Genomic DNA, 20,929 nt, shown 5'->3' on the forward strand with positions numbered 1-20,929 from the left:
TGAGCGGCTAAGGGCTGCCGCCGAAGATCTTGAGCTTGATGGCGATGCCCGCGAGCAGCGCCAGCATGACGCCGGTGGTGATCATGCGGACGGCGGTCTGCATGGCGGTGCGGCGCACCAGCCGGATGCAGTCCACCAGGGAGCGCAGATCGCGGATGTCGAGCGCGGCCTCGTCGCCGTCGAGCCCGACATCGGCGAGCGCGCGCTTCGCGCCTTCCTCGGCCGCTCGCGTCAGGATCGCCTCGAACTCGGCGTCGGGCATGCGCACGAAGCCTTCGGATCGGGGTGGGTTCATCGGTTCCTCCTTCCGCCGCTCAGCCGATCTTGCAGCCCCAGAAGGACGTCTGGTCGGCGGCGAAGTAGCCGTCCGCGGCACGGAAGTTGCCCTGCAGCTCGACGGTGTCGCCGGCGGTGAGCGCGACCATCGTCTGCAGCCAGAGCGGTGTCGCCTCGGAGACATGCGCGCCGCTGATCTCGCCGCGCGAACCGCGGATCTCGGTCGTGCCGTTCAGGACGAGCCGCCCACTCATCCGCGCCGACGTGCTGGCGTTGACCTTGAACATGAGCGTCGCGCCGAAGAGGTAGGTGCCGTCGACCGGGGCCACGAAGTGGTTGTTGGCGGCGTCGAAGACCCCCTGGTCGTTGGTGTCGGTGCTGTTGAGGCCGATCTTCGTCCAGGTCCCGACGCCGACGTAGTTGTCGTAGTTGGTGTACGCCTTGAACCGCGGCAGCCGGGGCTGGTCGACAATGCCGTTCGAGTTGTCGACGCTGAGCCCGTCGAAGAAGGTGCTGCCGTCGGCCGAGACCGCGAGGCGGAACCGGTCAGAGCCGAAGAGCCCGACCAGCGCCTTGGTCACGAAGCCCGTCTGCAGCGTCAGCCCAAGATCGTCGCCGGCCGCCTCCTTGTTCATGGTGTAGAACAGATCGCCGGTGCCGCCCTCGGCCACGGTCTTCGCTGTCCAGAGAGCGGCGTTGAGCTTGGCCGAAAGCGGGTTCGACCCATCTGCCGTTGTCCCCAGCCCGATGAGCGCAAGGTTCTGCAGCGTGGCCGGCGTTGTCCCGACCCAGCCAGACCCGTCGTAGACTATCAGCAGGCCCTCGTCCTCGACCCACGCGCGCCAGCCGGTGCGTGGCGGCAGGCGCAGCCAGGCGCCGTCGGTCCAGAGCGCGACGTTCAGGTCCCACCCCGCCCAGTCGCCGGTTGCGCCCGAGGCGACGATGTAGCGGTCGCCATCCGCAGGGCTGCCGGGCGGGGCCGTCAGGTCCCGGTCGAGCACCGAGAGCTGGACGAGCCCGTCGAGGATCCGCAGCGCCTCGTTGTGGGTGACATGCTTCTGGGCCTGCGCCGCGAGGATGTAGGGCAGCAGGAGATGGGTCGTGGCGTCGGACATGGAAGAAGCCTTCAGAACAAGAGCGTGACGGTCTTCGGCGCGCCCCGCCCCACAAGGGCGGAGAGCTGGTAGATGCGGATGTCGAGCGTGTCGCCGGGGGCGAGCGGCGCGCCCCAGTCGGCGGTCTGCTGGGCGGCGGTGTAGTCCGCGCTGGTGGTGGCGGTGCTCAACACCCGCTTCACTGTGGCGCCGTCGAGGATCTCGACCTCGTAGGCTTCCAGTTCCTCTGCCAGCGGCACCTCAAGCCCGCCCCAGCTGTCGGCCGCGAGAGCTCGGGACCGGCGTGTCCAGCGGATCGTCAGATCCCCTTGCGCGCGTGGAGTGCGCCATGGCTGCTCGATATGGGCGACGGAAAACGGCCGCAGCCCGACGCCCGCTGGCTTGAAGGCCTGCGCGACATAGGTCTCGTCGGTTACCGGCCGGCTCGCGGGGCCGATGCGCCAGTTCCACGGGATGCCGAGATCGGCTTCGGCGATCGGCAGAGATGCGAGGCTTTCGTCGAGCACGACGACCCGAGCACCCGCGGGCGCCAGATCGCCCATGGCACCTTCCGTGCCGCGCTGGCCGCGCAGGAGCCGGGTCAGCCGATACCGGCTGGGCGCTAGAAGCTCCGCCAAGCCCGCCTGCACGATCTCCCAGATACCCGGCGTGCTCTCGATGGCCAGCGCGTTGGCGCCGCCGAACAGCGTAAGGTCGGTCACGCTCTCCAGTGTCCCGGTGAGCAGATCGACGACCAGTACATTGCCGAGGTCGAACCGCGAGGTCGGGCCGGCGTAGAAGTCCGAGGCCAGCTTGCCGAGCCGGGCCCGCCTGCCGAAGCTGGTCAGCAGTTCGAACCCGTCCGTCGAAGGGCTGCGGAACACCGCGATCTCGCCGGGCCACGGCATGGCATGCGCCGCGGCGAAGGGGCGGTGCGCGGGCTGGTCCTCGGTCAGCTGCGGCAGGTCAAGAAGCACCGCCTCGGGAGCGCCGAACACCACCGCCTGCGAGAGCGCCGAGGGTCGCGGGGCTCCCGGCGGCAGGTCGTAGGCCTCGCGATCCTGTCGGACCGCTTCAATGCCCCGAGCGTCGGAGTCGGCGATGGAGACGAGCCGCAGCGGGATAGCGCGGCCGTCATCGGCGAGCGTGACGACATCGGCGGGATCGAGCGCCAGCCGCGACGGCGGCAGGCGGAAAACCCCGCTCTCCCGGCCAGTCCAGGCTTCCATGAGCGCGCGGCGGCAACGCCGTTCGGCCTCCTCGGGCGGGACAGCCATGGGGAAGGACTCGGATGCGATCCGGGTCGTGTCGACGGTGATGCGTCGGGCCTCGACCTGCGCCGCCTCGTAGTCCTCGTCGGCGCGGGCGACCTGCCATTTCAGGGCCTGCGGCAGTTCCGTCTCCTGGCCGCGGATGAGTTCGAGGACATCGCCCTCACGCGCGGCGACGAGATCGTCTGGGTTGACGGTGGCGACAGCTGCCCGGCCACGCATCACGAACCGGATCACGCCTTCGGTCTCGACGGCGTCGAAGCCGAAGTGCCGCGACAGCGTGGTGATCGAGGCGCGCGGGCTTTCCAGCGCGCCGATCGCATAACCCTCGACCGCGCCCCAGAGGCCGGTGACATCGATGCGATCCTCGGCCAGCCCGGCGCGCAGGCATAGGTGCCGGACGAGTGCCGCCAGCGACACCGCGCCGAGCCGTCCTGTCAGCCAGTGGCCGAGCCGCCAGTTACCGCCATCCGTCCAGACGTCGGTCAGCGCCGGGAAGAACGGATAGGGCCGCGCGTCCCAGGTCCAAGCGGCGCATTCGGGGACGTGCACCATCCGGCCGCTGTAGACCGAGGACAGGGGGTTATTCGCGGCGTCGCCCCAGAACAGGTATGTCGCCTCGAGATAAGCGCGCTGGATCGCGTCGTCGCGCCAGCCCCGCGAGAAATGCGGCGTGAAGCTCTCCGACGACTTCGGATCGAAGAAGACGTTCGGCTGGTTCGTGCCCCGGTCGATGGCGGGGCAGCCGAGCTCGGTGAACCAGATCGGCTTGGACTCCGGCGTCCACGCCGTCGGCGTCCCGCTCTCGACCCCGCCCGGACGATTGTAATGCGGGTTCGACCACCAGGCGCGCAGATCCTTGTAGCGAAACACCCACGGCTTGCTGGCGGCGCCATCGGTGATCGTGGTGCGCACCTGCGCCGAGCGATCCACCGCGCTGGCGTAAAACCAGTCGAAGCCCTCGCCGCCCGCGATGTTCGCCTGCAGATAGGCCCGGTCGTAGATCGCGGGCCAGCCCTCGGCCGCATCCGCATGCTCGAAACCGTCGCGCCAGTCAGAGAGCGGCATGTAGTTGTCGATGCCGACGAAATCGATCTCCGGATCGGCCCAGAGCGGGTCGAGATGGAAGAAGACGTCGCCGCTACCGTCGCTGGGCTGATGCCCGAAGTATTCCGACCAGTCGGCGGCATAGCTGATCGCCGTGCCCGCCCCGAGGATCGAGCGGACGTCGGCCGCCACATCGCGAAACGCCTGCACGGCCGGATAGGCGCTGGCGCCCGAGCGGATCGTGGTCAGCCCGCGCATCTCGGTCCCGATAAGGAACGCGTCGACCCCGCCCGCCGCCGCGCAGAGATGGGCGTAGTGCAGCACCATGCGGCGAAGACCCCAGTCGCCGGAGGGCCCTGTCCAGGAGATCGTCTCGCCGGAGATGGCAAAGTCGGACGGGCTGGCGCTGCCGAAGAAGGCGGAGACCTGGCTTGCCGCCGTGGCGGTCTTGTCGACGCTGCCGGCATAGCCCGCCGCGGGCGAACAGGTGATCCGGCCGCGCCACGGGAATGCGGGCTGGCCCGTCTCGGCGGCGTTGTCGCTGTAGGGGCTTGGCAGCGCGTTACCGGGCGGCACGTCCATCAGGATGAACGGATAGAAGGTCACGCGCAGCCCGCGGGCCTTCATCTCCTTGATCGCCTGCACCACGGCAAAGTCAGCCGGCGTGCCGCCATAGACCGGCCGGTCCTGGTCATCCCGGCTGACGAGATGGGCGGCGGCGCGCGAGACGCCGTTTACGGACCACGTCTGCGGGGTGGTGGTCTTCTCGGACACCTCGACGCCCGGTCGGATCGTGCAGTCGCCCACGCGCAGGTCGTTGCCGAACCAGGCGACGACGAGACTAACGCTCTCGACCGCAGGCGCCATCGCCTGCAGCCGGTCGAGCGCCACCACCATGTCGGCGGTGTCTGACAGCGCGTTCAGGTTCTCAGGGATCTGCGCCCCGCCGCTGCCCTTGCGGATGCCGGTCGTCGCGTAGGTGAACTCGCCTGAGGCCGGGATCATCGTGACAGCGCGGGTCAGCCCCTCGGCGGTGTCGGGATCGGCGAGTGGGCGGAAGACCTCGAACGAGAGCTGCGGCAGGCGGTTGCCGTAGTTGCCGAGCGGCAGTTCCTCGAAGACCACATAGGCGGTGCCGCGATAGGCGGGCGTGTTCGCTGCACCCATCTTCGCCGCGATGAACGGGTCGGCGGTCTGCGCCTCGTCGCCCGGATACCAGCGCCAGGTGACGCCGGCGGTGTCCAGGAGCTTGCCGTCCGCCCAGATGCGCCCGATGCCGGTGATCGGTCCTTCGCAAAGCGCCACCGCAAAGGAGGCGTAGTAGAGATACTCGGTGGTCTTGACCTTGCCGCCACCCCCGCCGCCCTTGCCACCGCCCTGCGTGGTGGTCTTCGTCTCCTCGCGGAAATCCGTCGCCCAGATCACGTTGCCGCCCATCCGCATGCGGCCATAGACGCGCGGGATGACAGCGCCCTCGGTGGAGGACGTGATGCGCAAGGAGTCGAGCCGCGGACCCTCGATGCGTTGGGTCGGCGCGAGCGAGGACACGATCCAGCTGTCGACCACCGATCCGATGGTGGAGCCGACGAAGCCGCCGATGGTCGCGGCGCTGACGCCGAGGATCGCGCCGCCTATCGAACCGCCGATGGCGGCGCCGGCCGCGCCGAGAACGAGAGTGGCCATGTCGGGGTCTCAGCGTTGCGGGAACAGGAAGGCGAAGGCCATGCGCCGCCGCCAGGACACGGTGAGCGGTTCCTCGATCACGCCGAGCCGCTCATAGGCGTGGAGGAAGCTGTCGGGCCCGGTCAGGATGCCGACATGCTTGGCGATGGCTCGCGGCATCATCCGGAACAGCACCAGCGCGCCGGGATCGGCCTTGGCTAGCGACACCTCGATCATCATGGTGCGCGCGCCGTCGGCCAGCACCTCACGTGGTCCGGTCTCGCCCCAGTCGCGGCTGTATGGCGGGATCGGAAAGGGCTCGGGGCCGACGATCTCGCGCCAGACCCCGCGCGCCAGCCCGAGGCAGTCGCAGCCGACACCGCGCAGGCTCGCCTGGTCGTGATACGGCGTGCCGATCCAGGACCGCGCAATGGCGATGACGCGCTCAGGGTCGGCGGAGGTCACAGCACCGACCCCTCGTGGCCGCCATCCTTCGTCGCGTAGCGCAGGATCGTGTCTTGGCCGGGGATGTGCGGGAAGCCGCGGAAGTTGGCGGTGTTGGCGAACTTGGAGCCACAGGTCTCCATGCGCTTGTCGCAGCCCGCGCGGATAGTGAAGGCGTCGCCCTCGGCGATGGCCCGCACCGGCGCTTCGAGCAGCGTCAGGATCGCGACGCCGTCCGTCACGTCATGGCCCAGCACCTCGGCCTGACGCCCCGCGTTAGAGCCGCTGGTCCATTCGATGGTGCCGAAAGTGAACCAGCTCGCCTCGAAGCCGGCGAGCCCCGACGCGGTGAAGGCGCGGTCGCGCATGAGATCGATCACGGCGCCCATGCCCTTGAAGGCCGGGTCGTCCAGATCGACGCCGCAGCGCGCATCGCCGAGCGCGGCATCGCAGGTCGCCTGGAACGTCCGCCCGACCGTCTGGCCGAGGACATGGGCGAGCGAGCGGACCTCTGCAACGAAGGCCAGCCGCCCGCGCCGGATCTGGCCGATGGCCCCGCGTCGCATCATCACGCTCTGGCTCGTGTCGGCCCAGTTCACGCGCCAGACCTCGACCTCGGCGTTGTCCCAGCGGCCGTCGAGGATGTCGGTCTCGGTGATCCGATCCGAGGTCAGCACGCCCTCGGCGTCCTGTGCATCCACCGACAGGTCCGAGCCAGAGCGAACCTCCGAGGCGGTGAGCCCGCTCTCGGGCTCGAACTCGGTCCCGTCGAAGCTCAGCGTCCGGTCGTGATCGGTGAAGCCGAAGGTGACGCCATCGGCCCGCGTGACCCGCCAGCACCAGGCGAGCGTGGTCGTGCCCTCGTCGAGATGGGCCTGCAGAGCAGGCGATAGGGATTTCATCGGCGCAGTTCCAGAAGCGGAATGGAGGTGATCGAGCCGAGCCGCTCGAGGTCGAGCGTCACGTCGAGCGCATCTGTGTCGAAGCGGACCGGCACGTCGAACTCGAAGCCCGCGGTGATGGCGACGCCAGCACCCGGCGCAGCGCTGAAGGTGACGACGCCGGTGGCGGTGTCGACCGACCAGCCGGAGAGCTGCTCGACGCCCGCCAGCGCGATGCGCACGCTGCCCGCCACCGGCTTGGCGATGGCGCGCGTCCAGGATTGCGCGCCCGAGGCGTAGCGCTTCACCAGCTGGAAGGCGGTCGTCGCGCCATCGCCGGTGCCGATCGACTGATCGGTGGGCGCCGGTGTGCCCGAAGGCAGGCAGGACTTGTGGTCGCCCCAGTCCTTGAAGCGGAAGCCATGCAGGCGACCGTTCCGCGCCTCGAAGAAGGCGACAACCGCCGCCAGATCGTCCGCGCGGCGGATGCCGTAGGCGACGTCGTAGCGCCGACGGGAGTTCGCCCAGCTGGCGTTCCTCTCCTCATCGCCGGAGGCGAGCTCGACGATCTGCGTGCGCCGCTCGGGTCCGCCCCGCGCGCCGCGGCTGATGTTGTCGGGAAACCGCACCTCGTGAAACGCCATCAAGTTTCTCCCTCGTTCGTGCTCTGGCCCCCGCAACCGGTTCCCACTTGCGGGGTCGCACTCACATGCCCCTCCGCCCGAGCGACACGGCGCGGGCAATGTCCGCCGCAACCTGAGTGCGGGACTGCCGGAAACTCTCGGCGTCGCGGGCCATGATGGTGACGTTGACCCCGCCGCCCGCGCCGTAGCCCTGCGCCTCACGCCGCGACAGCACCCGCTCGCCGCGTTGCAGGATCGCGGGCACCTCGTCGTGGCGAAGCCCGGCCATCCCGCCGGAATGCATCCGGGGCGCGGCGGCGAAGGCCATGGCCGGGACCAGGCGTGAGGGCCCCGCGGACCCCACCATCCCGCCCGCATGCAGGACGTTGGCGAAGACGCCGCCCGCCCCGGAGAACACGCCGGAGAGCGCATTGGCGATCGGCCCGAGGATGAACCGCCGCGCCGCGAGCTGGGCGAGATCGGCCAGCAGCGAGGTGACCAGGTCGCGGAAGTTCAGCTTGCCGGTCTTCACGAACTGGCCCACCGCGTTCTCGGCCGACTGGAAGGCGCCGACGAGGCTCTGGCCGATGTCGCCGCCGATGTCGCGGGCCTTGCTGGCATAGTCCGAGAGCGCAGACGTGACCGCCTGCCAGCCGGTGACGGCAGCTTCGGTGGCGGGCTCCGCTGCCGCAGCCGCAGCCCCTGCAGCCGCACCGGCTCCCGCGGCGGCACGTCCGGCATCGCCGAGCGCCGTCTCCAGCCGCTCGGCCGCACCCGTGGCCTCGGTCAGCGCGTCCGCGCTCGCCTCGTCGGTGCCGCGCACGGCATCGCGCAGCGCCTGCCAGCTTTCGAGGGGCGCGCGGGCCCCCTCGGCCAGATCGCGCGCGGCGCCCCGGTAGACATTCGCGGACTCGAGCGCGCGGTTCGCCGCATCGGTCAGACCAAGGTCGGGCGCGGTGAGCGGGTTGTCCTCGAAGGCCCGGTCGAACGCCGCCTGCGCTGCCGTGGTGGCGGCACTGGCTGCGCCTTCGAAGCGGTTCTCGATCTCGCCGAGGTCGAGATCGGGCACCAGCGAGATGCGGCGCTCCGACCCGAGCGCTTCGAGCCCCTGGTTGATGCCGCCGATGAAGCCGTTGATGCGGGAGACCACGCCGTTCAGCATCGCCTCGACGCCGTCGACCAGGCTGTTCGCCGCCTGGAACGCGAGATCGCCGATGGCGGCGGGCAGCAGACCCCAAATCGCCTTGATCACCTCGTAGGCGCCTTCGAAGGTGTTCGCCGCGGTGTTCCCGAAGGCAACGACGCTCTCGATGGCGCTCTGCATTCCTGAGGCGGCATCGGCCTTCAGGTCGAAGAACATCGCCGTGGCAGCCGCGCCCGCCGCAGCCGCGCCCATCCTGATCCGCTCCCAGACCTCGACCGCCAGGTCCTTCAGGAGCGACATCGCCTCGCCAAAGCCGCCCGCGCCGGACACGAGCCGGGTGAACTGGTAGACGAGCTCGCCCGCGCCGACGATCAGCGCGCCGACGCCGGTGCGGATCAGCGCGCCGCGCAGGAGGACCAGCGCCGTGGCGAGGCCGCGGACGGAGAGCGCGGCGGCGGCCATTCCGGCGACCCATCGGCCCGCGAGGAAGGCGGCGAAGGTGGTGGCGTAAGTGGTCAGGCGGCCGATGTTGTCGAAGAGACCGCGGATCGCGATGCCGAGCGGCCCGGTGCGGCTGGCGACAGCAGCCATGGCGTTCGCGACGGCTTCCAGTGCCGGGGCTGCGGCGACGGCCAGCTGGTTGGAGAGCCCGCGCCAGATCAGTCCGAGCCGGGAGATCGCATCGTTCGTCCGCTCGATCTGGTCGGCGTCCTGCTCGGAGACCACGACACCGAAAGCAAGCACGTCCTCCGTCGCCTGGCGCAGCGTCGCAGTGTCGATCCGGCTCATGGCGATGGAGCCTTCCTCGCCGAAGAGCTGGCCCGCTACTGCAGCGCGTTCGGCGGCAGGCACAAAGCTCTCGATTGCGGCGTTGATCGCGCCGACGCGCTGGTCCAGCTGCAGGGAAATTAGCTCGTTGGCGGAAAGCCCCAGCCGGTCCAGCGCATCGGCCGCGGGACCGGTCCCGGCGGCCGCCTGGCTGAGACGGCGCGTCAGATCCTTCGTCGCCTGCTCGATGCCGGACATCGACACGCCCGCGAGCTCGCCTGCGCGCTCCAGCGTCTGGATCGAGGCGACCGTGGTCCCGAGCGACTGCGCCAGCTTCGCCTGCGCATCCACCGTCTGCAGACCGGACCGGATCATCGCCACGCCAGCGGCGGCTGCAGCCGCCACGGCGGCGGCCGCCGCGACCCGCACCCGCCGCGAGAAGGCCGCGAGCCGGGCGTTCGCCGCTTCCATCTCCCGGCTGAGCCGTCCGAAGCCGCGCGATCCGGCCTCGCCGACGCCTTCCAGTTCGGCGCGCACTTGTCGGCCGCCGACCGCGGCGAGGCGGACGGACACACGCTTTTCAGCCATCGGGGCGTTCCATCTGTTCGTTGAGCTTGGCCACCATCACCGCTTCGATGACCGGCAGCAGTTCGGCCATGGCGAGCGGCGGCACGCCGAGGGCGTCACCGAGCGCGAGCGCGGCCGACATGTCCCACCCGATCACCGCGCCGGGCACCACGCGCAGCTGTCCGCCAAGGCGACCGACAAGGTCCCAGACCTGCCAGCCCTCTGGCGTTTCCGGACGGTTCAGCCGCGCCGGGCAGTCCGGGCAGGCTTGCTCGCGGCCCTCGTAGGGTGCGCAGGCTTGGCAGTAGCGCTCGCCCCCGCCGAAGGACCATTCGGCGAGAGCGCGGAGGCGTTTTTTTCCTGTTCCAGCAGCAGGCCTTTCGAGACGTAGGTCAGCTGGAAAGCCTCGAAGATCGGCCAGACGTCGAGCAGCGCGTCGATGGCCGCGGGGCTCGGGTCGATGGGATTGCCGTCGGCGTCGCCGATGCCCTCCCACGCGAGCACCGCCCGCCGCGCCAGCGCTTTGGCGAAAGCGACGGCGCGCTCCTCGTCAGAGGCCTCCTCGGGAACGGCCTCGACGGCTGGGTCGCTGCGTGTCGCCACCATCAGCGCGGTCGTCAGTGGGCGAAGTTGCACGCGAACGCCAACGGCAAGGTCATGCCAGCGCGGGGCGTTGGTCAGGTCGAGCGTGAGCATCAATACGTCTCCACGTCATTCACGAGGGTGGCGGTGCACATCCGGCCGACCACGCTGTCGCGCGCCGCCTGCCAGTCGAAGGTGGCCTGCACGCCCTGCGGCCCGGAAATCTCGATCCGCGGGCGCGGCAGGTAGACGGCGTGCACGGTGAAGGTGAAGCTCTCGCCCGAGGGCAGGACGTAGGCAAACTCCATCTCGCAGGCCTCGCCGTTGATCGCCTGCGTCACCAGAGTCTGGTCGGCGAAGCGCACCTCGATCCGGCCGGTCAGCGCCGCGATGCTTGGGTCGGCGCCGTCAATGCGGCCGTCGTTGCGGATCGTCTCGATCCGGTCGAGGTTGTTGGCATAGGTGATCTCGGCCGAGACCACGTTGCCGAGGGCGGTGCCGTTGCGGGTGATCGCCGCGTTGAAATGGCCGAAGCGCTTCAGATCCAGAGCGGCGGGTGTCCCCGCGCTGGTCGTGGTCCCGACCGTCTCGCCCTTCGCCACCAGCCGCGCGGTTGCCGTGAGCAGTCCCGAGCGCTGCATCTGCCAGGTGATCTGGTCGAGCACGCAGCCCGAGTACATCGCATAGCGCGGCACCTCGGGCATGCCGGTCTCGATCGACATGCTGGGCAGTGTCCAGGACCCTGACTGGAACTCGTGGGTGTAAGGCGCTTCCGCACCCGTGGTCGTCGGGGTGCCGAAGGCCGCCTTCAGCCAGAAGCCGAAGGCCTCGGCGTCCAGCGGCACAACGACATCGCCGTCGGCCGTCACCGCGTCCTTGATCGGCGCCAGCGGATCGCGGCCGTAGCCGAGAAGCTCGGAGTTCAGCAACGGCTGCTCGGCGCCGAGCGAGGTGCTGGCGAAAGGCATCCGGGTGAAGCCGCTTGCGGGCGGCGTACCATAGGTCGTCTCGAACGCAAGCGCCATCAGCGCCCGCGCCCCCTGGGCTCGTGCCATGTTCGTCTCCTGTGGTCGGTTGGGTCAGGCCAGCGGGTCGGCCGTTGAATAATGCAGCACGACCGCGATCACGGCGGCCTTCAGGCTGGCCGCGCCCTCGACCGGCAGATCGACCGGGCGCGGCGCTTCGGCCTCGACCCAGTCGCAGAGCCCGCCCAGCGTGCGGTCGACGGCGAGCGCCGAGCCGATGCTGGCGCAGAGGGTATCAAAGGTGGCGTCGCGGTCATTGCCCTGCACGACAGCCTCGATCTCGGCGCGGTGCTGGTAGTGGTAGCGCAGCGGCGAGAGCGTCACCCCGGGCTCTCCTGGCTCGCCATCCCGCAGGATCAACAGGCCATCGGCCGGCACGCGCTCGGGCAGCACCTCGCCGCGGATGGCCCTGGGAACATGCGATTGCAACGCGGACACTACCGCTTGCAGTATCGTCTCGCGTTTTGTGGGCATGGTTTCATGGAGAGCTGGCGTTCCAGGATAGATCCGCAGAAGGAGATCAAGATTGTATGTGGCGTATTTCGACGAAGTGAAAGCAATGCCGCAGCATGGGCGCACTCACTATCTCGTCGGAGGGTTGGCTGTCCCCATGGAGAAGATTGGCGGTCTTGAGCAGGCGGTCACTTCCCTGTCTGAAGAGGTGTTTGGAACTACCGATCTGACCGTCGATTCCGAGTTCCATGCTAGCTATTGCTACTTTGGAAAAGGCAACTTCAAGGGCCGGCCACCCGAGGAACGAATTGAGATAATTGCTCGCCTGGCGCGGCTCATAGGTGAAGCGGAGGTCGTGAAGCGCGTGTACTCAGCCATTCAACAGCCAAAGCTCTATAACGAAGAGCAAGCAGCTGAATTTGCGTTCGCGCACTTTGTGGAGCGCATGGAGCTTGCGATACCTCGCTCCGAACCCTGTATTCTCATTGGCGATCTCGATGACGATTAGGCCACCAACATGGTCAAAGACTTCTCTCGATTTCGACAACGCGGCACGCCATGGGCCTATGGCATTGAATTGAGAAGCGTGGTCGACAGTGTTCACTTTTGTCGCTCTCACCATTCGCGGCTGCTGCAGCTTGCAGACATCTACATGTTCATCGTTTCAGGATGGTATGGCGGTCGGAAGGGCTGGATGAAGGAGGCGCTTGGCAAGGCACTCGACGGCATCGAACTATACGCGCACCGCTATAAGGAGTGGCCGAAATAGAGCTGGATCCGGTGACTTCAGCCAATACCAGACCGTGGCTTACAAACGCTTCTCCACCCAGTTCGCCACGATCAACCCCGGCACGCTGTCGAGCGCCCGCTCAGCGTCCCGGTCCAGATCCAGCCGCTTCGGCAGTTTGACCTGCGGGACGAGCAGGAAGATCGGCACCGTCGTGCGCCCGCGGCCGGTCTTCGAGCGTGACGCGACGCCGAGCCCTCGGCTGTTCAGCCGTCCTTCCGCCACCAGCAGGCTGGGGCCCGTGCGGCGGTAGACGAAGCGCAGCCGCAAACCGCGTCGCCGCTCCCATTCGCCGGGGGTGATCTTGCCGCCGCGGAGGCCACGGCCGGCGGCTTCGGTCGGGATCGCCAACCAGAACCCGTCTTTCGAGCGGATCAGCGGGCCGGTGTTGTGGGCGCCGACGATGACCGGAGCCTTGGACCAGACGAGCGCCGCGGCGTTCAGGCTTTCGCCGGACTTGGGGTAGGTCTGGCTCCGGATCGAGTTGGCGAGCCGACGGCCGAGCCCCGCGCCGGTGATCTGGCCGCGCCAGGCGGTCTTGAGCCCGGTCCCGGCCTCGCGCATAGCGGCGGTGACGGCTTTCTCCCCGGCTTTCACCTCTGCCGCCATGGCGGCGACGAGATCGGGCGTGATGTCGAGCTTGAGTTTCATCGCGGTCAGGCCGGACGCAGGTCTACTGTCCAGACGAGGCGCTCGCGGTCGCGGACAGGCTCGCCCTGGATGAGGAAGGCCTCGCCGTCGATCTCGACGCGGTCGCCGGGCCGCGGGTTCGCCAACTCGGCGAGGCGCAGATCCAGCCGGGTGGTTTCCGACCAGATGCGCGCCTCGCCGAAGCTGGTGACATCGTCCGGCCGGCGCAGGATCGCGCGGACCAGTGACGGCGTGCCACCCTCGGCGGTGTAGACGACGTCGCGCGCGAGATGCGCATCCGCGAAGAGCGCGTCGAGGGCGGCGGCGAAGGCGGTCATCAGAAGCTGCCGTTCAGGCGCACCCGGCCGATGGTGTCGCCCGCGCCGCTCGCCACCGCCTCGACGGCCACGCCGATGAGGGTGTTGTCGGTCGCGACCGTGGTGCAGCGCTTGTTGGTGTCGTCCCAGTAGACCTTGGCGCCGGCAGTCCAGGCCTGCGAGCCGATCTTGGTGAGGTCGAAGACGCCGGTGAGCGCGGCCTCTACGGCTGCGCCGCTTGCGGCATCGCCGGCGGCCACGCCGAAGATGGAGCCCACGAGCAGCCCATCGCCGGAGGTCACGGCGTACGGCGCAGTAAGGGTGAGGGTGTTGCCGAGCTGGACGAAGTTCTTCATTGCGCATTCCTTTCGCGGAACGACGACGGGCGGCCCTTAAGGACTGCCCGTGCGTCAGGGATCAGGGTTCAGGGGGTGGCCCCGCTCACGCGCCGGGGTTCTTGTAGAGGCCGCGCCAGTCGATGGCCTTGGCTCCGAAGTCGAGGCGGCACTTGATCTCGACGCCGTCCACGTCGAAGCCGTTGCGCGTCTCGATGTAGGCGCCCTGCTGGCCCTCGAGATAGGCGTACTCGATGGTGTCGATCTGGTTCGGGCTCGCCGCCAGATACCAGGCCGTCTCGCTGGCCGCATCGAGCCGGGGCTCGGCGATGGGCGAGAGCGTGCGGATCGACTGCGGCACCACGTTGGCGCTCTGGGCGGGCACGAGGTTCTGGGCCACCAGCTGCTCGGCCTTCAGCTCGAGCGATGCCGGCACGATCAGGAAGGCGGGGCGGATGTTCAGCACCGTCTTCTTGTCGAGCCCGGTCTGCTTGCGCATCGCCGCCCGCGCGAGGCCCACGCTGTCCACCCCGAGCGCCGCGCCGCTGCTGGCGAGGTTCTTGTGCGTCGAATGGAAGAGTGCCGTGCCGTCTGCCATGGCCGGGTTCGACGTCACGATGTCCCAGACCACGTCCGACTCCAGCTGCGCGATGGAGTTGCCGTACATCGCCGGGATGCGCGTGAAGGCGTCGAGATCGTCGTTGATCAGCACCTGCCGGGTGATGGCGACGACGCGGCCGTAGGTCTCGATGCGGTAGCTCTCCTTGCTCTCGCCGAGCGTGCCGCGCTTGAACTCGCCGCTCTCGCCGACCTTCAGAAGCTGCGGCGCCTCGCCCAGCTGGACGCGGTGCATCGCCTTGAAGTCGGTGGCGAGCACCTGGCGGCAGAAGAGCGGGAAGGTCCGCGGATAGGCCTCGTAGGCCTGGCGCAGCGTCTTGTTGGTGACGGCGGCGAGGATCTCGGGGAAGTCCGAGGTCGAGTGCAGCGCCCGCGTCGCCACCTCGTCGCGCGAGAGGCCGCGGGTGCTGGCGCCCGCCGTCTCGAGGCTTTCGCGGGCGAGCTCCATCAGCGTCATGCCGCGATACTCGCGCGCGGCGTCCTCCAGCGGGAAGAGCGTGGGGCTGTAGCGGTGCAGGAGCGCGTTCGAGATCGCCTCGCGCCGGGTGACCGTGGCGTCGCGCCCGCCGAGCGGGATCGAGACATGGGGGAAGGTCCGGGTCTCGTCGGCCTTCGCCGCGACCTGGTCGAGGATCAGCCGGCGGGCCTCGTCGATGGAGACGCCGCGCTTGATCAGATCGTCTGCGAAGCCGCGCTCCAGCTGCAGCTTGTCCGCGAGCCCATGGATCGTCGAGACGCGCTCCCGCTCCTGTGCGCGAGCCTCGCTCACCAGCAGGTCGGTGTCGATGCTGCTGGCCCGGCCCTCCGGTGCCGGGTCGGGCATCGGCTTCGCCTTGGGTTTGGTGTCCGCGGCGCGGGTCTGCGTGTCGGCAGCGCCGGTCTTGTCGTCGGTCATCTGGGTCTCCTCGGGCGCTGCCGTGGTGTTGCTCTGCTCGGCCGTCTCGGCCGCGGTCTGGGTCTTGTCCGTCATCGGGTTCTCTCCCTGGCTGGTGGGGGCGTCCCGGCGGTGGAGGACGCAGTCGTGATGTTCGCCCTTGGCGCGGAAGCCGGCGGCGGGATCGGCGCCCACGGGCACGGCGGAGATCTCGAACGGGGTCCAGTCCACCGCCCGCCAGAGCTCGCGCTGGCCGTCCGGCTTGCTGATCTCGAAGCGGTGGACCTGGTAGCCGATGGAGACCGCGCGGATGTGCCCGGCCTCGATGTCGCGCCAGATGTCGCCCACCGCGTCGCGCTCGGATAGACGAATGCGGGCGATGCCTTGGCCGTTCTCGATCCGCGCCGAGCCCGGCACGACCGAGCCGATCACCGCGTCGAGATCGTGCGCCTCGTGCACCTTCAGGAACGGCGCGCCCGCGTTCAGCCGCTCGAGCCGCACATGCTCGGGCGCCATGCTGAGCTCCTCGTCATGCGGTTCGCCGAAGAGCGCGGCGCGCCGCACCCGGGCGCCGGTCGACCAGATCACCTCGACGCTGCGAGTCTCAGGGTCGATGCTGTTCGGTGCAAGCTCCGCCGACCGGCGGAACGCCGGCAGTTCGATCGTCTGCTCCATGTGTGGATCCTCGTCAGGCCGCTTCCGCGTCCGGATTATCCGGATCGCTCGCGGCGTCGGCCGGCGCGTTGGATTGCGCGCTGCCGGTCTTGGTGACCCGCCGCGGGTCGCTGTCGAGCACGAGGCCGAGCTCGTCGAGCTTGGCGTTCGTGGCCGCGATCTCGGCCAGCACCGCGTCGGGGTTGCGGCCCTGCCGGGCGATGGCCTCGGCCAGCGTCATCGTGCCGGAGCGGATGGCGAGGAGGTCGGCCATCGCGTCCTTCTGCGGGTCGACCGCCTCGAACTTCGGCGGCGACCATTCCACCGGCACGTCCGGCGTCGGAATGCGCCCCGCCGCCCAAGCGGCCTCCGTGAACCAGCGCCAGACGGGCGCGCAGAACATCGGGATGAAAAGCTGCCATTGGACCGCGTCGATCATCCGGCGGAACTCCACGAGCCCTGCGCGGATGGACGAGTAGTTCACCTGGGACAGGTCCCCGGTGAGCAACTCGTAGGGCACCCGGAACCCGGCCGAGATCGTGTGCAGGCTCGCCCGCTTGTATTCGCCGTAGCCGCCTGTCGCCGCGGGCTGGTTGAAGCGGATGTCCTTGCCGCCCCGCGCATAGGCGATCAGCCCCGGTTCGAACTGCTCCACCCGGTTGCCGTCGGCGTCGACCACCGCCGGCGCGATGCCCTGCTGGGCCTCCTCGTCGCCGAACACGATGGCCGTGACGCAGGCCTCGGTCTTCTTCCGCACGATCTCCGCCACCTCGTAATCGTCGAGATCGCGCAGGGCCCGGATCACCGGTGCGCCCCAGGGCACGCCGCGCGCCTGCGTGCGCTGCTTCTCGTAGACATGGGCGATCTCGGTCGCGGGCACTGCGCGGCTGGTGAGCCCGCCCGTCAGGCTGAGCGTCGCGTCGCCCGGATGCGCGCCGAAGAGCCAGTAGGCCCGGCGCCGCCCGAGCGCGTCGAACTCGATGCCCTGCACCGCCTGGCCCGCGCCGAGCGCGCCGTTGCGGGTCGCATCGAGGAAGTCGGCCTCGAGCAGCTGCAGCTGGACGGGCGGCATGACCCCGTCGCCGGGGCGGCGCGGACGGCGACGGACCAGCACCTCGCCCGCCTCGACCATCTCGCGGCAGGCGAGCGTCTGCAGCCCGTAGAAGTCGAGCTGGCCGTCGGCGTCGCAGCCCCGCGCCCAGATCTCGAAGAGCCGGTCCACCTCGCGGTCGAGGGCTGCGTCGCCGCTGGCCGCACGCGGCATGATCCCGGCGCCGACGATGTTGTTGACGAGCACCGACACCGCCTTGGCCGCATGCGGATTGTTTCGCACGAGATCCCGCATCCGATCCCGCAGGAGCGCGCCGGCCCGGCCGATCTCGGCGTCGGCCGAGGATCCCGGCGCGTGCCAGCCGTCAGTGCGCCGACCACGGGCTGCGCCCTCGTAGGAGCGGGCGAGCCCTTCGAAGGCCTGCCGCGCCAGCACCCGGCGCGTGGCCGTGCGCGGGGCGACGCTCGCGATGGCCCTGTCGAGCCAGGAGACCATCAGCGATCCCCGCGCGAGAAGCCGGCGAAGCCCGCGATGGGTCGCGCCGTGGTCCCGGCGATCTGGCGCTCGATGGTGCGGATGCGCCCGAGCAGGTCCTCGGCCGAGCCGTAGTCCACGGTCTTGCCGTCGTAGCTCACCCGCGTTGTCCCGCTCGCATAGGCGCGCCGGAGCGCCGTGAGCTCCGCTTCCGTCCAGTCCGCCATCAGAACCATCCTTCCCGCCGCCCGAGCCAGTCGGAGCGGCGCTTGCCTTGGGTGCCAGCGTCGGGCCGCCCGATCATGCCGGCCGCGCTCTCCATGCCGCTCGGCACGCCCAGCTGCGCTTCGAGATCGGCCCATGTCGCCTCGGGCCAGCGATCCGCACCCGCGATCCAGGCGGCGGCGCGGGCGTAGACCCGGCAGTCCAGCGCCTCGTTGCGCTCGCGGAGCTTCTGCCATTCGAGCTTCGCGAAGCCGCGCCGGTTGCGCACCGTCACCAGCTGCTCGGCCGTCAGCTGCCGGATCCACTCGGTGTCGGCCCAGCCGGGCAGATGCACCGTGCCGGGCGGGAACGCCGCGCCGGCCTCCAGTTCTTCTGCTGTCGGCCGCGCCAGCCGCAGGAAGCGGTAAGTCTCGGCCTTGAAGGTCGAGGTGGCCACGGTCCAGAGCCGCGCACCCCGGCGCAGGCGCTTCCCGCCCGCGGTCGCGTCCACGAAGGTCGGGCCCGAGACCGGGCTCGCCCGGTTGAAGCCTTCGAGCCCCTTGACCGGCGCCGCCTGTCCAAAGCCGACCGAGCGCGCCCAGCCATAGACCGCCGCCGTCTCGTAGCCCGTGTCGATGGCGAGCCGCGCGAGCCCCAGTTCCGCGCCGCCGGCATGACGCCAGCTGCGGCCGAGCAGATCGGTCAGCGCCTCCCAGCTCTCCGGGCGCGCCGGCCCGCCCTCGATCACCACGTGATCGATAAGCCAGCTTTCGAGGCCACGGCCCCAGGCCCAGATATCGACCTCTATCCGGTCCTTCTGCACGTCCGCGCCGGCGGTCAGGAACAGCCCACCCGCAGGGACCGAGCCCGCAGGCCAGTCCTCGCGCCGCTCGGCGATCCGCTGCCAGTCCGGCGCGTCGCCGGTCTCGATCCAGGTCTCGCCGAGCACCGTGTTGCGGAACACCCGCTCGGCTTCGTCGGAGCCCGCCGCCGTCTCCTTGTCCCGCGCGATGTCGGCCCAGCTCTTCCACCCCGGCGGCGAATAGAGCGCCGAGAGATGAAACCCCACCGTCCGCGCATCACGGGGCTCGGCGGTCGCCCGCCATTCGCCCGCGGCCAGCATCGCCGGCTTGTGGTGCTCCTCGATCGGCTCCTCGCAGGCATCGCAATGGTACGCCGCCGTCTCCGGTTTGCCCTTCTCCCAGTGCAGCCGTTCGAAGCGCAGCCACTGCATCGCGCCGCAATGCGGGCATGGCACGAAGAAGCGCCGCTGGTCGCTCGCCTCGTATTCCCGCTCGATCCGGCTCACGCCGCGGATCGTGGGCGTCGAGACCAGGAACACCTTCCGCCGGTGCGCGAAGGTCAGCGAGCGCGCCTCGGCGAGCCCGACCGGGTCGCCTTCCTCGTCCGCGGAGGCCGGATAGGCGTCGACCTCGTCGAGGAAGACGTAGCGGGCCGGCATCGAGCGCAGCCCCACCGCCGAGTTCGCGCCGGTCATCACCAGCACGCCGCCGGGGAAATCCTTTGACAGCTGCGTGTTGCCGCTGTCCCGCGCCCGCGCCGGGCGGACGCGCTCCTTCAGCGCCGGGCTCTCCTCGATCAACGGGTCGATCCGCTGGCGCGAGTTGCGCTTGGCCAGCTCCACCGTCGGCTGGACGGCGAGCATCGGCCCCGGCGCGTGGTGGATCACGAAGCCGATCCAGTTGTTGCCGGCCTCGGTCGCGCCGACCTGCGCGGCCTTCATGAACACCACCCGCTGCGTCGGATCGCCGGGCGAGAGCGCGTTCATGATCGCGCGCATGTAGGGCGTGCGCTCGGTGCGGTAGCGACCGGGCTCGGCGCTCGCCCGCGAGCTCAGCCAGCGATGCCTGTCAGACCATTCCGAGACGGTCAGCCACGGATCGGGCGTGAGCCCGCGGCCCCAGGCCCGGAGCAGCGCATCGGCCCCGTCGAACTGCGTGACCTCGTCAGAGGGCGATCCGGGGCTGGGCGAGTTCCTCGAGATGGGCGCGGACATGGGCCTCCAGAACCTTCTGCATGGCCGCCGTCTCCGTCCCCAACTCCGCCGCCATCAGCGCGGCCACCCGCGCCGGCCAGTTGACCCACGCGTCGCGTTCCTCGCGCGCGAGCCGGAAGACCAGCGCCGTGGCGCGGTCGCGGTCGACCAGTTCGCCCTTCAGCTTGGCGAGCCGGATGCGCCGCTCCTGCGCCTTCAGCACCTCGTGCGCCGTCTTCGCCTGCAGGAATGTCGTGCCGCCGCCCGTTGTGGGTGCGGCGAGCCCCTGTTCCTTCAGCGTGTCGCCGACCGCCGAGACGGCCGCCTCCGGCACCGGCTTCAGCTTCGGAGCGGGCGGCTTGCGGGTCTTCGACGGGTCCGTTGTCTCCGCCCGCAGCCGGTCCGAGGCCTCGGCGTCGATGCTTCCATCGTCGTGCAGGATGAGCCGGCCGGCGGCCTTCGCCTTCTGGATCGCGCCGCGCGACAGCCCGACATGGGCGGCGTACTGGCGCTCGCTCATGCCCTGCATCGCCAGCCCCGATTATCATTCAAAGTCAGACGCTTATGTCGTTGATAAGCCTCGCGGACAGAGCGAACGTCGATCCCACGACGACGATGCAACTCACCAAGGAACCACCACGATGACCACGCGCCTGAACCCGATCACCACCCCGCGCCACGAACTCCGCGCCGAGAAGGCGCGCCGGAACAAGGAAGCAGCCCTGGATGCCTTCATCGGCAAGAAGGCCGAGATCGACGAGATGCTCGCCCGCCTGCAGGCGCTCAGCGACGATCATTTCAACGCCCACCCCGACGAAGTGAACTGGGGCCACGTCGGCACGCTCGAACACTACGCCAGCCTCCTGAAGCGCATCACCGACAGCGCCTTCGGCGAGGGCGAACACGCCGACTGATCTCCGGCACCGCCGGAACTCCTGCCGCGCCGACGCGCGGCTCGGGGTCGTAGAAGGCGCCGCATGTCGCGGGCCCGAATACGGAGACCCCAGATGACCAAGCTTTCCGACACCCAGCTCGTGATCCTCAGCGCCGCCGCGCAGCGCGAGGACCGCAACGTCCTACCGCTTCCCGGCTCGCTCCGCGGCGGCGCCGCCGCCAAGGTGGTCGGCGCGCTGCTGAAGCGCGGGCTGATCG

General features: G+C 69.7%; 22 protein-coding genes. 3 read left to right on the forward strand and 19 right to left on the reverse strand.

All coding sequences use genetic code 11. The features are described from left to right. Positions 1-7 precede the first annotated feature (7 nt). The 11 genes from DRV85_RS15815 to DRV85_RS15865 form a co-directional block, all read right to left on the reverse strand. Positions 8-295, reverse strand: coding sequence for a DUF6127 family protein (locus DRV85_RS15815; RefSeq protein WP_036708271.1), 288 nt, complete (start codon positions 293-295; stop codon positions 8-10). Between the two features lie 19 nt (positions 296-314). Next, on the reverse strand, positions 315-1,391 hold the full coding sequence (locus DRV85_RS15820; RefSeq protein ID WP_113290447.1) for a DUF2793 domain-containing protein: 1,077 nt from the start codon (positions 1,389-1,391) through the stop codon (positions 315-317). Positions 1,392-1,402: 11 nt separating this feature from the next. Beyond that, entirely contained in the window at positions 1,403-5,371 is a 3,969-nt protein-coding gene (locus DRV85_RS15825) for a baseplate multidomain protein megatron (RefSeq protein ID WP_113290448.1), read from the reverse strand. A gap of 9 nt (positions 5,372-5,380) precedes the next feature. Beyond that, on the reverse strand, positions 5,381-5,815 hold the full coding sequence (locus DRV85_RS15830; RefSeq protein WP_113290449.1) for an NlpC/P60 family protein: 435 nt from the start codon (positions 5,813-5,815) through the stop codon (positions 5,381-5,383). Continuing rightward, positions 5,812-6,696 carry a DUF2163 domain-containing protein gene (locus DRV85_RS15835; RefSeq protein ID WP_113290450.1) on the reverse strand — a complete coding sequence of 295 codons (885 nt, stop codon included), beginning with the start codon at positions 6,694-6,696 and terminating at the stop codon, positions 5,812-5,814. The genes DRV85_RS15830 and DRV85_RS15835 overlap by 4 nt, the downstream gene beginning before the upstream one ends. Then, complete coding sequence (locus DRV85_RS15840) at positions 6,693-7,319, reverse strand: DUF2460 domain-containing protein (RefSeq protein WP_113290451.1); 627 nt, start codon at positions 7,317-7,319, stop codon at positions 6,693-6,695. The genes DRV85_RS15835 and DRV85_RS15840 overlap by 4 nt, the downstream gene beginning before the upstream one ends. A 61-nt stretch (positions 7,320-7,380) precedes the next feature. Beyond that, positions 7,381-9,798: a phage tail tape measure C-terminal domain-containing protein gene (locus DRV85_RS15845; RefSeq protein WP_113290452.1), complete on the reverse strand. Its 2,418-nt coding sequence runs from the start codon at positions 9,796-9,798 to the stop codon at positions 7,381-7,383. Then, positions 9,791-9,949, reverse strand: a complete 159-nt coding sequence (locus DRV85_RS15850; RefSeq protein WP_233495552.1) for a DUF7697 family protein — start codon at positions 9,947-9,949, stop codon at positions 9,791-9,793. Before DRV85_RS15850 ends, DRV85_RS15845 begins: the two co-directional genes overlap by 8 nt. 68 nt (positions 9,950-10,017) lie before the next feature. After that, on the reverse strand, positions 10,018-10,473 hold the full coding sequence (locus DRV85_RS15855) for a hypothetical protein (protein WP_113290453.1): 456 nt from the start codon (positions 10,471-10,473) through the stop codon (positions 10,018-10,020). Then, entirely contained in the window at positions 10,473-11,414 is a 942-nt protein-coding gene (locus DRV85_RS15860; RefSeq protein WP_113290454.1) for a phage tail tube protein, read from the reverse strand. The genes DRV85_RS15855 and DRV85_RS15860 overlap by 1 nt, the downstream gene beginning before the upstream one ends. Before the next feature lie 24 nt (positions 11,415-11,438). After that, positions 11,439-11,858, reverse strand: a complete 420-nt coding sequence (locus tag DRV85_RS15865; protein ID WP_113290455.1) for an acyl-CoA transferase — start codon at positions 11,856-11,858, stop codon at positions 11,439-11,441. Between the two features lie 52 nt (positions 11,859-11,910). On the opposite strand from DRV85_RS15865, the gene DRV85_RS15870 reads away from it, so the two are divergent. Both DRV85_RS15870 and DRV85_RS19055 read left to right on the forward strand, forming a co-directional pair. Continuing rightward, positions 11,911-12,345, forward strand: coding sequence for a hypothetical protein (locus DRV85_RS15870; protein WP_113290456.1), 435 nt, complete (start codon positions 11,911-11,913; stop codon positions 12,343-12,345). 9 nt (positions 12,346-12,354) lie between these two features. Continuing rightward, on the forward strand, positions 12,355-12,606 hold the full coding sequence (locus tag DRV85_RS19055) for a DUF3800 domain-containing protein (RefSeq protein WP_147238868.1): 252 nt from the start codon (positions 12,355-12,357) through the stop codon (positions 12,604-12,606). 39 nt (positions 12,607-12,645) lie between these two features. Here the strand turns inward: DRV85_RS19055 and DRV85_RS15875 are convergent, their stop codons facing one another. From DRV85_RS15875 to DRV85_RS15910, 8 genes are all read right to left on the reverse strand, one after another. Then, the gene (locus DRV85_RS15875; protein ID WP_113290457.1) at positions 12,646-13,275 is read right to left on the reverse strand and encodes a DUF6441 family protein; all 630 of its coding nucleotides are present in this window, start codon (positions 13,273-13,275) and stop codon (positions 12,646-12,648) included. Positions 13,276-13,280: 5 nt separating this feature from the next. Next, a complete protein-coding gene (locus DRV85_RS15880; RefSeq protein ID WP_113290458.1) occupies positions 13,281-13,592 on the reverse strand; it encodes a head-tail joining protein in 312 nt (103 codons plus the stop codon). Further along, positions 13,592-13,927 carry a DUF2190 family protein gene (locus DRV85_RS15885; protein ID WP_113290459.1) on the reverse strand — a complete coding sequence of 112 codons (336 nt, stop codon included), beginning with the start codon at positions 13,925-13,927 and terminating at the stop codon, positions 13,592-13,594. The genes DRV85_RS15880 and DRV85_RS15885 overlap by 1 nt, the downstream gene beginning before the upstream one ends. Positions 13,928-14,012: 85 nt before the next feature. Continuing rightward, positions 14,013-16,073 carry a prohead protease/major capsid protein fusion protein gene (locus tag DRV85_RS15890; RefSeq protein WP_113290460.1) on the reverse strand — a complete coding sequence of 687 codons (2,061 nt, stop codon included), beginning with the start codon at positions 16,071-16,073 and terminating at the stop codon, positions 14,013-14,015. A gap of 13 nt (positions 16,074-16,086) precedes the next feature. Next, on the reverse strand, positions 16,087-17,598 hold the full coding sequence (locus DRV85_RS15895; protein ID WP_199525995.1) for a phage portal protein: 1,512 nt from the start codon (positions 17,596-17,598) through the stop codon (positions 16,087-16,089). Then, positions 17,598-17,804, reverse strand: coding sequence for a phage head-tail joining protein (locus tag DRV85_RS15900; protein WP_113290462.1), 207 nt, complete (start codon positions 17,802-17,804; stop codon positions 17,598-17,600). Before DRV85_RS15900 ends, DRV85_RS15895 begins: the two co-directional genes overlap by 1 nt. Then, a complete protein-coding gene (locus tag DRV85_RS15905; protein ID WP_113290463.1) occupies positions 17,804-19,798 on the reverse strand; it encodes a phage terminase large subunit family protein in 1,995 nt (664 codons plus the stop codon). Before DRV85_RS15905 ends, DRV85_RS15900 begins: the two co-directional genes overlap by 1 nt. After that, positions 19,749-20,306 (reverse strand): hypothetical protein, encoded by a 558-nt coding sequence (locus DRV85_RS15910; RefSeq protein ID WP_113290464.1) that lies wholly within the window; start codon positions 20,304-20,306, stop codon positions 19,749-19,751. Before DRV85_RS15910 ends, DRV85_RS15905 begins: the two co-directional genes overlap by 50 nt. 112 nt (positions 20,307-20,418) lie before the next feature. Between DRV85_RS15910 and DRV85_RS15915 the strand changes: the two genes are divergently transcribed. Continuing rightward, positions 20,419-20,691, forward strand: a complete 273-nt coding sequence (locus DRV85_RS15915; RefSeq protein WP_113290465.1) for a hypothetical protein — start codon at positions 20,419-20,421, stop codon at positions 20,689-20,691. Positions 20,692-20,929: the final 238 nt, after the last annotated feature.

Origin of the sequence: Rhodosalinus halophilus (assembly GCF_003298775.1) — a bacterium.
Classification (GTDB): Bacteria; Pseudomonadota; Alphaproteobacteria; order Rhodobacterales; family Rhodobacteraceae; genus Rhodosalinus; species Rhodosalinus halophilus.

Bases quoted from the DNA above. Each gene is read 5' to 3' on its own strand.
- DRV85_RS15905 (WP_113290463.1), bottom strand. From the start codon at position 19,798: ATGTCCGCGCCCATCTCGAGGAACTCGCCCAGCCCCGGATCGCCCTCT.
- DRV85_RS15895 (WP_199525995.1), bottom strand. From the start codon at position 17,598: ATGGTCTCCTGGCTCGACAGGGCCATCGCGAGCGTCGCCCCGCGCACG.
- DRV85_RS15820 (WP_113290447.1), bottom strand. From the start codon at position 1,391: ATGTCCGACGCCACGACCCATCTCCTGCTGCCCTACATCCTCGCGGCG.
- DRV85_RS15815 (WP_036708271.1), bottom strand. From the start codon at position 295: ATGAACCCACCCCGATCCGAAGGCTTCGTGCGCATGCCCGACGCCGAG.
- DRV85_RS15825 (WP_113290448.1), bottom strand. From the start codon at position 5,371: ATGGCCACTCTCGTTCTCGGCGCGGCCGGCGCCGCCATCGGCGGTTCG.
- DRV85_RS19055 (WP_147238868.1), top strand. From the start codon at position 12,355: ATGGTCAAAGACTTCTCTCGATTTCGACAACGCGGCACGCCATGGGCC.
- DRV85_RS15840 (WP_113290451.1), bottom strand. From the start codon at position 7,319: ATGGCGTTTCACGAGGTGCGGTTTCCCGACAACATCAGCCGCGGCGCG.
- DRV85_RS15855 (WP_113290453.1), bottom strand. From the start codon at position 10,473: ATGCTCACGCTCGACCTGACCAACGCCCCGCGCTGGCATGACCTTGCC.
- DRV85_RS15885 (WP_113290459.1), bottom strand. From the start codon at position 13,927: ATGAAGAACTTCGTCCAGCTCGGCAACACCCTCACCCTTACTGCGCCG.
- DRV85_RS15880 (WP_113290458.1), bottom strand. From the start codon at position 13,592: ATGACCGCCTTCGCCGCCGCCCTCGACGCGCTCTTCGCGGATGCGCAT.
- DRV85_RS15915 (WP_113290465.1), top strand. From the start codon at position 20,419: ATGACCACGCGCCTGAACCCGATCACCACCCCGCGCCACGAACTCCGC.
- DRV85_RS15845 (WP_113290452.1), bottom strand. From the start codon at position 9,798: ATGGCTGAAAAGCGTGTGTCCGTCCGCCTCGCCGCGGTCGGCGGCCGA.
- DRV85_RS15865 (WP_113290455.1), bottom strand. From the start codon at position 11,858: ATGCCCACAAAACGCGAGACGATACTGCAAGCGGTAGTGTCCGCGTTG.
- DRV85_RS15910 (WP_113290464.1), bottom strand. From the start codon at position 20,306: ATGCAGGGCATGAGCGAGCGCCAGTACGCCGCCCATGTCGGGCTGTCG.
- DRV85_RS15890 (WP_113290460.1), bottom strand. From the start codon at position 16,073: ATGGAGCAGACGATCGAACTGCCGGCGTTCCGCCGGTCGGCGGAGCTT.
- DRV85_RS15875 (WP_113290457.1), bottom strand. From the start codon at position 13,275: ATGAAACTCAAGCTCGACATCACGCCCGATCTCGTCGCCGCCATGGCG.
- DRV85_RS15835 (WP_113290450.1), bottom strand. From the start codon at position 6,696: ATGAAATCCCTATCGCCTGCTCTGCAGGCCCATCTCGACGAGGGCACG.
- DRV85_RS15900 (WP_113290462.1), bottom strand. From the start codon at position 17,804: ATGGCGGACTGGACGGAAGCGGAGCTCACGGCGCTCCGGCGCGCCTAT.
- DRV85_RS15860 (WP_113290454.1), bottom strand. From the start codon at position 11,414: ATGGCACGAGCCCAGGGGGCGCGGGCGCTGATGGCGCTTGCGTTCGAG.